Origin of the sequence: uncultured Chloroflexus sp. (assembly GCF_938091255.1) — a bacterium.
Lineage (GTDB): Bacteria > Chloroflexota > Chloroflexia > Chloroflexales > Chloroflexaceae > Chloroflexus.
In genome coordinates, this window is the sequence record NZ_CALLJH010000022.1 from 1 (window position 1) to 12136 (window position 12136).

Genomic DNA, 12136 nt, shown 5'->3' on the forward strand with positions numbered 1-12136 from the left:
CCGGGCTGAACTCATCAGCTTTAAAGAAAAACTCCTTATCTTCTTCAAAAAACCAAAATCCCCGCGAGGGGATTGAAACCGATCTGCCAAAAGGTATTCACACGCAGAATATTTTTGTCCTTCAAAAAACCAAAATCCCCGCGAGGGGATTGAAACGCATACTCCTGCCAGATTTTGTTCGGGCTAACCGTGTTTTGACTTCAAAAAACCAAAATCCCCGCGAGGGGATTGAAACTTTTCTGCGCGCGCCGCGATCTCTTTCTACGTACTCAATGCCTTCAAAAAACCAAAATCCCCGCGAGGGGATTGAAACACATTCAATTGGGCGGCCACTCGGTGCTGGATTGCTTGCTTCAAAAAACCAAAATCCCCGCGAGGGGATTGAAACACTAATTCGGTGCCGTAAGGTTCGCACCAGCGAACCGGTGCTTCAAAAAACCAAAATCCCCGCGAGGGGATTGAAACTCATGAGATGGGTGCGAGGAGCGCCATAAAGGCGCTCTTCAAAAAACCAAAATCCCCGCGAGGGGTTGAAACGTATTGAAAGAGCAATCCCTATGTAAAGCACTTCACCAACGATCGCCAGCCAATCGGTCAGGTGAAAGCGGTACTGATAGCGAAACGTGCGCTTCGTGCGGCTGAAGCCGCGCACTTCCATCGCTTCGGCGAGTTCGTCGGCGAGACGGAACGATTGCACGAGCAGGGGAACGAGTAGGGCAGGGTAGTGGCGCAGAGCGGCCCAGCCCGGTTCGAGTGGGATGCCACGCGATCGTTGGGCGGCGATGATATTTTGGATGGTTTGGCTCATAACCGGTACTAGCTGCAATGATGCGCTGAGCGTGAATGCGAACCAGTATGGGAGGCCGCTCTGGACGAGGGCGTTGCCAAGCTCGGTCGGTGTAGTAGTTTGGAAGAAGAGGAAGAAGGCTGAAAGGAGTGCCGTAAGGCGTAGGCCGACGATCACTGCTGTTGCGAGGTCGAACATCCACCAAGTGACGATGATCCACGTGAGGGCTATCGTGGCGACGATCCGTAACCATTGGAGATATGCTTTCACTTTGCCGGTAGCGACAATCATGAGGACGATGAACCCAAAACTGCTTAATACCCATGCCTCTGTTGGGTCAGCAGTGATAAAGATCATGTAGCCAATGACGAGCGCCAGTTTTGTGCGCGGATCGAGCCTCTTCATCATTTTGCTGCGCTACTTTAGTGCTTCTGACCAGTTGCAAGCGGCGGCGATCTGAAACCATTGAGTTGGTTCTAGTTTGGCACGCTGCATTGCGGTCGTATTTGCCATCACCTCCCACGGCTGGCCGGTAGTGACGATTTCGCCGTCGGCTATGACAATCCACCGCGTGGCATGGCGCGCGGCGAATTCGAGGTCGTGGGTGACGATGATGATTGCATATCCACGCTGACGGAGTACGTGCAGTTGCTGAGCGAGCGCTTGGCGAAAGTGCCAGTCTTGTCCTGCGGTCGGTTCGTCGAGTACGAGAATGGAGGCTTGCGCTGCAAGCGATGCGGCAAACGCGACCCGCTTTTTCTCGCCACCACTTAACCGGTATGGTGAGCGGTCAAGCAGCGGCTCTAGATCGAACAGCCGCACCAGTTCACGAATCCAACGCTCGTCGTACCGATGGAGCATGTGCGCACCTACGATGATTTCATTCCAAACCCGGGTAGTGAAAAACTGGTTGTCAGGATTTTGGAATGCAAGGCCGACGTGTCGGGCGAGTTGGGATACGTCGGCTTTGCGCGTATCTCGATCCACGACGATTACTCGCCCGGATTGAGGTCGGTAGAGACCGTTAAAGTGCTTGATGAGCGTTGTTTTGCCGGCCCCGTTGGCGCCGACGAGGGCGAGACATTCGCCGGCTCGAATGTCGAGACTTACCCGACGGAGGATCGGTGTTGGGCCGATGCTGTAGGTCACTTGGTCAAGCTGTATCAGTGGTTGACTGGCTGGCGTGGGTGGGGCAAAAGTCTGGGCTGCAAGGAGGCTCGGCGGCGGTTGATGGCCGTTGATTGCAGGTATGAGTTCTTGTACTTGCAATGGTGTGAAAGGTAATGCCAAATCACGCGCGACCTGTACCACTGGTGGTGGTTCGATCCCAAATGCTGTGAGGTCTTCGCGCACGATAACTCGCGGCGGGCCGTCACTCACGATCTGACCTTGATGCATCACAATTATTCGACTTGCATCCGCAACGATGTGCCGCAGGCGATGTTCACAGATGATGATCGTTGTTCCATTCTGGTTAAGTTGACGTAATATGCTCCGTACTCGTTGAATATTCCTCGCGTCGAGGTTTGCATACGGTTCGTCGAGCACGATTACGCGCGGCCTCAGCGCAATGATTGCCGCTATTGCAACGAGTTGCTGTTCACCACCAGAAAGTTGGCGAGGGTTGCGTGGCAAAAGGGATTCTAACTCGAGCAGTGCAGCTACTTCTTCTATCCGTTGATCAATTTCTGATGGTGACAATCCTAAACTCTCTAGTCCAAAAGCGATTTCTTCAGCTACAGTACTGTTAAAAAGCTGAGCCTCAACATGTTGTGTGACGAATCCAACCAGCGCAAACAGTTCACTGATTGGCAAGGTACAGGTATCAAGACCGGCAATCTGTACCTTGCCTTCCAGTTTACCCCCATAGAAGTGTGGGATCAGGCCATTAAATACGCGGCATAACGTAGATTTCCCCGATCCGCTGGGGCCGCAGATCAAGACGTATTCGCCTGCTGCGATATGTAAGTTAATCCCCTGTAACACCCAATCTGATCCTGCACTGGCGTAACGGTAACGAAGATGTTGCAAGACGATCATTGCTGTTGTGCCTGAATGTCTGCTGCCGGTTCGACCAGTCCAGTTCGGGCGAGTAGCTTCAGCGCCAACACCCCGATCATCGAGCCAATCACTGTACTGCCTAAAAATGAAGCAACCATCACGCCTACTGCCATTGTTTTACCCATAAATATCGGGGCTACAATCAGTGCACTAACCACCGCAGCGATAATACCGGTTCCAACAATTTCACCGAGTGCGCTCAAATAGACGTTGCGCGTGTAGCGGTAGACGAGGCCGGCAAGTAGGGCGCCAATCATCCCGCCCGGAAAGGCTAGTACTGTGCCTACTCCCATCGCATTGCGAATGATAGCAATGATTGCGGCGATAATGACTGCCCACCACGGGCCGAGCGTCACTGCTGCTACTACGTTGATAAAATGTTGGGTTGGATTGACGCGGGCAATGCCGATTGGAAACGATGTAAATGGCGCAAGCGCGACTCCGATGGCAATGAGTACGATTGCTCGCGCGATGAGGCGACTATGAACCGGCATACGAACCTCCGGTGTTTCAGTAGGATGACTGAAATAGGTGATAGGCCATAGGTGTTTAGCCGGTCGGCACAGTTTCCCGGCGACCGGCTGTGTTTCTACTCAACCACGTTGTTTACCGACGGGTAACGGTTGCATCAGTCTGACTCGGGCGATGACCCAGTAGACCAGCCCACTAACAAAGAGGGCGGGCAAGGTCGCGCCTACCTCAGGAAGCATTCGGGTCACAAACTGAAACGTACCGACGCCGATCACCCACGCCAAGAGACCTGTCCAATTCCAGCCCAATAGGTACCAGTACATCCCGTTCTGTTGGTCGAGTGCAGTCGGGTCAATAGCCCGCTTCCGAATAATGAAATGATCGACCAGCACCACCCCAAAGAGGGGGGCGAAGAGCGAGCCAATCAAGAGCAGGAATGCTTCGTATTGCCCGATTGGCACAAGTAGGGCAAGGACGGTGCATACCACGCCGTACCCGATAGCGAGCCATGCGGTTGCGAGTTGGGGTACGATGTTGCCGGTTGACACGGCGGCTGAGTAGATATCAGCGAACGCGTTGTCGGTCTCATCAAGGAGGATAACGACCAGCGCAAATAGCCCGCCGCTTGTGAGCAAGATTGACCGGATGAAATCACCGCTCTCAAGCACGAGCGCATACGCGGCGCCAAGGGCATAGAACCACACATTGGCCAGAAAATAGCCAAGCGCAGTTCCCCAAAACATCTGTCGCGCCGACCGGCCAAAGCGGGTATAGTCGGCAATCAGCGGTAGCCAAGAGAGTGGCATCGCGATCACAAGGTCGATCCCGATCCCAAAGGTAAGTTCACCGGTTCCGCGGTGGTTGACGATAGTTGTTAGGTCATAGCGGGTGATAAGTTGAATGGTTAGCCAGATTGTAGCTGCATAAACCAGCCAAATGCCCCACCGCTTCAGAAACTTGCGCACTACCAGCAAGGGGCCGCCAAACGCGAGGAGCGTTGCCAACGTACCCCAGATCAGTGTCCAAAGCACCGGATGTGAAAAGGTGCCGAGCTGTTGAGCAATCGCATGCGCACTATCGCGCATCACAATGATTTCAAACGTGCCCCAACCAACCAGTTGGACAATATTAGCGATGGTTGGCAATAATGAGCCGCGTATGCCAAGCGATGGTCGCAGGGCAGCCATAGTTGCGACGCCGGTATCACTGCCGACCACGCCGACAAGTGCTAACAGAACGACGCCAATGGCTGAGCCGAGCAGTATTGTTGCCATCGCTGTACCAAACCCTAAACCGGGGACAAGGAGTGCGCCGGCTTGCAGTACCAGTAATCCGACGCCGAGGCTTGCCCATAGCGTGAATGCGTCACTGAAATGAAACGGACGACGGTGAGTTGGGATTGGGGTGAGTGGTGAAACTGTGGTTTCTGGCTCCATTCTGATACCTCCACATTGCTTGGGGAGGCGCCGGCATACAAAATGCCGCTGACCTTGGGGCGATCAGCGGCAGATGCCACCGGTTGCTTCCCTACGCTGGCATGACCCAGGTCAGGTTCGAGGGTCGATAGCATCAGTCGGGCTATCCTCTCAGTCAGGCTCTCCTGACTCCCCTAGCTTTTACCGTTTGCTTGGAGCGGCAAAGCGGTCTATTTATTTGTATAGTACATATTATACAGAACTATTGACGTTAGATCAAGAGACGATAGTCCGCCAAGAGAGCCTCCCCCTCCCCCGTGTGAGGGAAAGGCCGGGGGTGGGGGGCCTCCCACCGCGCCCAGCGGATTGACCGGAGCGGAATACAGTCTGCTCTACGGACGCCGAGCACCCGCGCGATGACGGAAGCGCCTTTCCTTACTTCCCTGATCAGCCAAATATCCGCCTGTAGACGCTGGATGGTACCAATAATACATGGTAGCCTACATCATATACCGGCGAAATCCGCCGGTTCTAGTGCATGGCGAGGGGTCTGTGACTACCACTACTCGCGTCGAGCAGCCGGTCGTGTTTGCCGGGTTGACCCGCACCGATCTGACGATGCTGCTGGTTGTGTTGATTTGGGGGGCGAATTTTAGCATTGTCAAAGCCGCCTTAACCGAGATTCCGCCGCTGGCTTTTGCCACTCTGCGTTTTGCTAGCGCCAGTGTGCTGCTGTTGGCCTTTACCTTTTGGCGTGAGGGGCAGCGTGCTCTGCCCGCTGACCGGGCGACGTGGTGGAAGCTGTTTTGGATTGGATTTGCCGGCAATACGGTCTATCAGGCCCTCTTTACCTACAGTTTGACCCTTACGACGGCGGCGAATGGTTCGTTGATCATCGCGACTACGCCGGCGTGGGTAGCGCTGGCGGCTGCCTTGCTCGGTATCGAGCGCGTGCGGGGTATGATGGCGGCCGGTATCGCGTTGGCGATCGGCGGCGTGGCGTTGGTGGTCGCCGAACGCGGTCTCAGCCTCGGCGGGAGTGGGCTGTTGGGTGATCTGTTGATGCTCGGCGCGGCGTTGTGCTGGATGATCTATACGCTTGGCGTGCGCACGCTCGGCCAAGGACTTTCGCCGCTAGCCATTACCGCGTGGACGATGGTGACCGGGGTGCCGGGGATGCTGCTGGTGAGTATTCCTGATTGGGGCCGAGTGGCATGGACAAGTGTGAGTCTCAATGCGTGGCTGGGGCTGCTTTACGCCACTTTGCTGGCGTTGGTAGTGGCCTATGTGCTGTGGAATAATAGTGTGCGTGTCGCCGGCAGCGCCCGCACTGCGATCTACGGATGCGCTATTCCGCTGGTAGCGACTCTGATCGCGTGGCCGTTGCTCGGCGAGCAGCCGACGTGGGTGCAGGGGGTAGGTGGTTTGCTGATTGTGACCGGGGTCTTGCTGACTCGCCGGACGTGATGGCTGTTGTTGTTCGTGCTACTATACTAAATTAGTTCGGGATGGTGACCGTGCAACGCGGGTAAAGCCGCAAAGGATCATAAACGCAAAGGCGCGAAGGCCGCAAAGGATAAATAAACATCAAGCTCTGCGCCTTCTGCGGTAAAACATCAACCTCCAGTACCGGACAGCATAATCGCATGACCACACTGCCAACAACCTACACCCAACTCCCGCTGACCAGTGTCAGCGCGCTCGGTGCAGTAATCGCCGACCTGCCCGCGTTAGCGGCGCTGGCGGCTGCCTTGCGCCCCGGGTATCAGACGGTGGCCTCCGTGTTTGCAGCGGCTCGTCCGGCGTTGGTGGCGGCTTTGGCCCGTCGGCAGGCCAAGCCGGTGCTTTACGTGACCCTCAGCGCCGAGAGTGCGCAGCGCGCCGCAGATGATCTGCGCCAGTGGTTGGCACCCGATCAAGTCTGGCTCTTCCCCGCTGCCGATGCGTTGCCCTACGAGCAAATGTCTCCCGGCGCTGATGTGATCGGGCGCCGGTTGGCGGTGTTGCGCGGTTTGCGCGCTAGTTCGGTGAATGGTGTGATTGTCACCTCGGTGAAGGCGCTGATGCAGCCAACGTTGCCGCCCGCCGAACTCGATACGGCCACGATCCAGTTGCGGCGCGAGATGCGGCTGCCGGTTGAGCAGGTGGCGCAGGCGCTGCTTGCCAATGGCTATCAGCGCGCGGCTATGGTCGAAGCTCCCGGTGAAGTGAGCCGGCGTGGTGCTATTCTCGATGTGTGGCCGCCGGGTGATGAGTTGCCGTTGCGCGTCGAGTGGTTTGATGATGAGATCGATAGTCTGCGCCGGTTTGATCCGGTCACCCAGCGCAGTGAGCAGCGGCTAGAACAGGCTGAGATTGGCCCGCCGCATGAGACTCCGCTCTGGCGGGTTACTGATGCGTTGCACCGGATCGATGCGCTCGATCTGAGCGGGTTGCGCCGCGAGGTACGCGAGGAGTGGGCCGCGGCCCGCGCTCAACTGGCCGAGGGCCAGCGCTTTGAAGGCCGCGCCTTTTACGCGCCTTTTTTCTTGCCCCAGCCAGCGACGCTGCTCGATTATTTGCCACCAGCAAGTATGGTGGTGCTGGCTGAAGCTCATTTGCTGGCGCAACATGCTCATGAAATCGATGCGCAGGCGTCTGATTATCGTACTCAGTTGATTGCATTAGGCGAGTTGCCGGCAGATTTTCCCCGCCCTTATCTGCGCTGGGAGGAATTGGGGCTAACGGATACTGCGACGCTGATCGTTGCCGATCTGAGCCACAACGAACACCCTGATGCGATCACGCCGCCGCTGTTTGGGGTGCCACCACTTTACGGCGGGCAATTGCGCCGTTTGATTGATACGATCGTGGAACAGGTGCGCACCGGTGAGCTAGTGGTGGCGGTGACGGCACAAGCTGCTCGCTTACAAGAGTTGGTTGGTGAGCAGGTGGCCGGCGAGACGACAGCCGGTCGTTTTGTGCCGATCCACGGCGGTCTTGAGGCTGGGTTTACTTTGCCCGATCTGCGTTTGACCTTGCTCACCGATAGCGAGATCTTCGGTATTCGCCAGCGCCGCCCGCTGAGCGAACGGCGGCGCAAGGCCAATCTCGCCGACCGCAACGCCTTTTTGCGCTCGCTCAAGCCCGGCGATTACGTGGTGCATATTGAGCACGGGATTGCCGTATTTGATGGCATGATCCGACGCACCGTCGGTGAGGTTGAACGTGAATATCTGGTGTTGCGCTACGCCGGCGAAGATAAAATCTATGTGCCGGTTGACCAGATTGATCGTGTGACCCGCTATATCGGTGCTGGCGATGGCCCGCCTACCCTGACCCGTCTCGGCACCCAAGATTGGGAACGCACGAAGCGCAAAGTGCGGGCTGCGGTGCAAGAGCTAGCCGAAGAGCTGCTCCGGCTCTATGCCCAGCGTCAGCTCAAGCCCGGCTACGCCTTTTCGCCCGATAACGAGTGGCAGCGTGAGTTGGAAGCCAGTTTCCCCTACCTCGAAACCGATGACCAACTGCGTGCGATTGCTGAGGTGAAGGCTGATATGGAGAAGTCTACGCCGATGGATCGGTTGGTCTGCGGTGATGTTGGCTTTGGCAAGACGGAAGTTGCCCTACGGGCGGCGTTTAAAGCGGTGCAAGACGGCAAGCAGGTGGCGATATTGGTGCCGACAACCGTACTCGCCCAGCAGCATTTCGATACCTTCCGCAAGCGGATGGCCGCTTTCCCGGTGACGGTAGAGATGCTTTCACGCTTTCGTTCGCCGAGAGAGCAAGATGCTATCGTGCGCGATCTGGCGCGGGGCAAGATCGACATCATCATCGGCACTCATCGCTTGCTCTCGCATGATGTAGTGTTCCGCGACCTTGGCCTCGTGATTGTTGATGAAGAGCAGCGGTTCGGCGTGCGCCACAAAGAGCGGCTCAAACTGCTGCGCGCTGAGGTCGATGTACTGACTCTGACGGCTACCCCTATCCCGCGCACGCTGCATATGGCACTCTCAGGGATCCGTGACCTGAGTGTGATTGATACGCCGCCAGAAGATCGTATCCCGATCAAGACCTACGTCGTGCCCGCAGATGATCATCTGGTGCAAGAGGTCATCAGGCGCGAACTCGAACGCGAGGGGCAGGTCTATTTTGTGCATAATCGAGTGCAGAGTATCTACCACGTCGCCGAGCGGCTGCGCCGGCTGGTGCCGGAAGCGCGTATTGCTGTCGGCCACGGCCAATTACCCGAACGCGAGCTGGAACGGGTGATGATGGACTTTTTCGAGGGGCGCTATGACGTGCTGGTCTGCACCACGATTATCGAGAGCGGCCTCGATGTGCCCAACGCCAATACCATCATCATTGACGATGCCACCAACTACGGTTTGGCCCAGCTCTACCAGTTGCGCGGCAGAGTAGGGCGCGGTGCGACGCGGGCCTATGCATATCTGCTCTACCAGCCGGCCCGGTTTATGACCTCTGACGCGCGCCAGCGGCTAGAGGCAATTCAAGAAGCAACTGAGTTAGGGGCGGGCTTTCGTATTGCTATGCGTGACCTTGAGATACGCGGCGCTGGTAACCTGTTGGGGGCTGAGCAGTCAGGTCATATTGCTGCCGTCGGCTTTGACCTCTACTCGCGCTTGCTAGAACAGGCGGTGCGCAAACTCAAGCATGAGGTGGATGCTGCCGCCGATCAGACCGCAACAGTCACCGCGGCTGAGATGGCCGAAAGCCTGCGTGCTCCCACTGTTTCGGAAAAAGTGCTGGTTGCGCCGCTGGTAACCATCGATCTGCCGCTCAATGCATATCTTCCGCCCACCTACATCGCCGATGAGAGAGTGCGACTGGCGGTGTACCAGCGGATGATCGATGCTGCCACGATTGAGGAGGTACGTAGCTTGCGCCAAGAGCTGATCGACCGTTTTGGCGGGCCGTTGCCCGAACCGGTGCTGCACTTGATCTTCTGGTTGCAGATTCGGTTGTTGGCACTGCAAGCGGGGGTGGTCTCGATCACGACTGAAGGCGACCTCTTTCTGATTCGGCTGGCTACGCTGCTCTCGCCGAACCTGCGCGAACGGCTGCGCCGCCGTTTCCCGCGTGACAAGGCGTTAGCTTTTGGCCAGCAATCGATCCGGCTCGACCGGCGGTTGGCGGGGGCGCAATGGCCAGAGCGATTGCTAGCAGTGGTGGAAGCGTTGGCGTGATGCTCATCGCACCCGCACCAATTGCCCGCGCCGGAAAGCGACGATCACGTGATCGTAATGATACCGCTGCCGCGCACCGGTGAAGATCACGCCATCGTAGCCATAGCGGTCAAGCCACCACTCCACAGCGGCATCCGTCTCAATATCGAGGCCGAGACTCGCTGCTTCGCGTTGGATCTCATTCACCTTTTGCTTCCATTGGCCGAGTTCAGCGGTAAACGGGCGTTCAATCCGTGCGCGGTAGTGGCTCGGCGTCAACACAAAGAGGCGCTGTAACCAATTGCGCCGTTCGGTTTCGACCACCTCAACGAGCAGCAAGCCGCGCCCGGCAGGGGTGCGTTGCTGTACATCGCCACCCATTAGTTGGTAGATGCCGCGCGTGACGCTGCCATCAACCCAGCGATCGGCCTCGCTCCGGCTCACCTGCCGGATCGTCTCGCGGATATCCGAGACGCGCGGAATACGAGGTGGAGCCATAATCTGGATCGCAGGAATTGGGTGCTCGACCACCGTCTTGCCATCACCGGCGCGCCACTCGGCATGCGCGACCTCCATTGGCGAATCGTCACCTTCACGATAGCGAAAACCAAGCCGTTCTCGCCCCTCGTGCGCTTGAGCAGTCGCGGCAATCGTGACGTGCAACTGCAACCCGCCGCCACAACCCGGCGCCGGAAACCAGACCCGTTCAGCCACAAAGGTAAATGCCATCTGTGAACCCGCCCGCGCTTGCCGTTCCGTTCGCCGCCAGCCTTGGCCGCTCAACCCGCTCCAGCCGCCGACGACAGCGCGCAATGGCGCATAGATTGCCACCACTGTCTGAGCTGACGGCGGCTCATCGAGCACCCACATCCCCGGCGGGATTGCGCCGGAAGAGGGCAGCTTGACCGTGCCACCGATCACGCTCTGCTCGACGCGCGCATTCGGCAAGCGCACCGTCATACGTCCTGCGCTTGACGGCGGCGGCATAATAGCTGGCCCTGCGCTGAGCGCATGCCCGCATTCAATGCAAAACTTCGGATCACCCGGCGGCAACAGAGCACCACAGTGCGGGCAAAAGCGAGGGGAGCGGTGCGTGTTGTCCATGCTGACCTCTTACTGGAACAAGAACGTGCAGCATACCAAGGAATGCGCGTGCAACGCTTATTATACTCCCAACGTTCTAGCCCCTCGCACTGTCGGCAGGTGCCGAATGTCATCGCAAGGGGCGAGCAGGGATGCACAGCGCGTGACCCACTCGCACCCGACGCAATCCCCCGCACGAGCGGGAGCAACGACCTCCCCCCTCGTGGCGGCGGAGCCATCCCCCCCTCCCCCCCTGTGGGGGAGGGGCTGGGGGTGGGGGGGACCTCCCCCCGTGTGATGGCGGGGCCGGGGGTGGGGAGCATATTGCCCGCTGCGGCGTGATAACCATACCTCGCCACGTTGCGACCTCTGCGCCCCTTCGCGCCCTTGCGCCTTTGCCTCGTTTCCCACTTGACGCCGGCCCAGCGATCCTCTACCATACCTGAAGCGCACTTCGGCGCAATAGAACATAAGCCATACGGAGAATGCCTGCATGGGTCGGATTCTGGAACAGCTTGGCCTCTGGATTGAAAGCATTATTCTGGCGATTGGCTATCCCGGCATTACACTAGTGATGCTAGCCGAAAATCTCTTTCCCCCGATCCCCTCTGAATTAGTCATGCCCTTCGCCGGCTTCTTGGTCGGTCGCGGCGAAATGAATCTCTTCTTGGCGATTGGCGCCGGCACGCTTGGCTCGGTCTTGGGCGCGATTGTGCTCTACTATATCGGGATGCTGGCCGGCGAGCCGCTCGTGCGGCCCTTTTTCCGCAATTATGGTCGTTTCTTCCTGCTGTCGGAGCAGGATCTCGATAAAGCGCTGCATGCCTTCACCACCCACGGCGATGTGATTGTGCTTGGCGGGCGGGTCGTCCCGATTATTCGCAGCCTGATCTCGCTGCCGGCGGGGATGAATCGTATGCCAATGGGCCGGTTTTTGCTCTTCACCACCATCGGTTCGACCATCTGGACATCGCTGCTCACCATCGGTGGCGTCATTTTGGGTGCTAACTGGGAATTTGTGATCGAGATTGTTGACCAGTACCAGAAACTGGTGCTAGTGGTATTGGCGATTATAGCGGTAGTCTTTGTGGTGCAGCGGTTGCGCGGCCTGCGCGGGATGGCCTTCAGCCGCAGCGAATAATGAGGCAGATCAA

The 12136-nt window shown here is 57.8% G+C and carries 7 protein-coding genes, 1 pseudogene, 1 CRISPR repeat array and 1 riboswitch; of the genes and pseudogenes, 3 read left to right on the forward strand and 5 right to left on the reverse strand.

The features are described 5' to 3' along the window. The first annotated feature begins 42 nt into the window (after positions 1–42). Positions 43–538: a CRISPR direct-repeat array (repeat unit 37 nt; unit sequence CTTCAAAAAACCAAAATCCCCGCGAGGGGATTGAAAC). A 102-nt stretch (positions 539–640) separates the two neighbouring features. The 4 genes and pseudogenes from Q1A00_RS18465 to cytX all read right to left on the reverse strand — a co-directional run. Continuing rightward, positions 641–1195: pseudogene (locus Q1A00_RS18465) on the reverse strand (energy-coupling factor transporter transmembrane component T); the annotation flags it as partial. 9 nt (positions 1196–1204) lie between these two features. After that, the gene (locus Q1A00_RS08725) at positions 1205–2827 is read right to left on the reverse strand and encodes an ABC transporter ATP-binding protein (RefSeq protein WP_298406284.1); all 1623 of its coding nucleotides are present in this window, start codon (positions 2825–2827) and stop codon (positions 1205–1207) included. Beyond that, on the reverse strand, positions 2824–3342 hold the full coding sequence (gene thiW / locus Q1A00_RS08730) for an energy coupling factor transporter S component ThiW (protein WP_298406282.1): 519 nt from the start codon (positions 3340–3342) through the stop codon (positions 2824–2826). Before thiW ends, Q1A00_RS08725 begins: the two co-directional genes overlap by 4 nt. 99 nt (positions 3343–3441) lie before the next feature. Next, a complete protein-coding gene (gene cytX / locus Q1A00_RS08735; protein WP_298406280.1) occupies positions 3442–4755 on the reverse strand; it encodes a putative hydroxymethylpyrimidine transporter CytX in 1314 nt (437 codons plus the stop codon). 71 nt (positions 4756–4826) lie between these two features. Continuing rightward, a riboswitch (TPP riboswitch) is annotated at positions 4827–4940 on the reverse strand. Positions 4941–5286: 346 nt separating this feature from the next. Here cytX and Q1A00_RS08740 point away from each other — a divergent pair. Further along, the gene (locus tag Q1A00_RS08740; RefSeq protein WP_298406277.1) at positions 5287–6201 is read left to right on the forward strand and encodes a DMT family transporter; all 915 of its coding nucleotides are present in this window, start codon (positions 5287–5289) and stop codon (positions 6199–6201) included. A 179-nt stretch (positions 6202–6380) separates the two neighbouring features. Continuing rightward, positions 6381–9920, forward strand: a complete 3540-nt coding sequence (gene mfd / locus Q1A00_RS08745) for a transcription-repair coupling factor (protein ID WP_298406275.1) — start codon at positions 6381–6383, stop codon at positions 9918–9920. 3 nt (positions 9921–9923) lie between these two features. Here mfd and Q1A00_RS08750 read toward each other — a convergent pair whose 3' ends face one another. Next, complete coding sequence (locus Q1A00_RS08750; RefSeq protein WP_298406273.1) at positions 9924–11003, reverse strand: zinc ribbon domain-containing protein; 1080 nt, start codon at positions 11001–11003, stop codon at positions 9924–9926. 472 nt (positions 11004–11475) lie between these two features. Here Q1A00_RS08750 and Q1A00_RS08755 point away from each other — a divergent pair, with 472 nt between their 5' ends. Beyond that, the gene (locus tag Q1A00_RS08755) at positions 11476–12123 is read left to right on the forward strand and encodes a DedA family protein (protein ID WP_298404684.1); all 648 of its coding nucleotides are present in this window, start codon (positions 11476–11478) and stop codon (positions 12121–12123) included. Positions 12124–12136 lie beyond the last annotated feature (13 nt).

Bases quoted from the DNA above. Each gene is read 5' to 3' on its own strand.
- Q1A00_RS08725 (WP_298406284.1), bottom strand. From the start codon at position 2,827: ATGATCGTCTTGCAACATCTTCGTTACCGTTACGCCAGTGCAGGATCA.
- thiW (WP_298406282.1), bottom strand. From the start codon at position 3,342: ATGCCGGTTCATAGTCGCCTCATCGCGCGAGCAATCGTACTCATTGCC.
- cytX (WP_298406280.1), bottom strand. From the start codon at position 4,755: ATGGAGCCAGAAACCACAGTTTCACCACTCACCCCAATCCCAACTCAC.
- mfd (WP_298406275.1), top strand. From the start codon at position 6,381: ATGACCACACTGCCAACAACCTACACCCAACTCCCGCTGACCAGTGTC.
- Q1A00_RS08750 (WP_298406273.1), bottom strand. From the start codon at position 11,003: ATGGACAACACGCACCGCTCCCCTCGCTTTTGCCCGCACTGTGGTGCT.
- Q1A00_RS08755 (WP_298404684.1), top strand. From the start codon at position 11,476: ATGGGTCGGATTCTGGAACAGCTTGGCCTCTGGATTGAAAGCATTATT.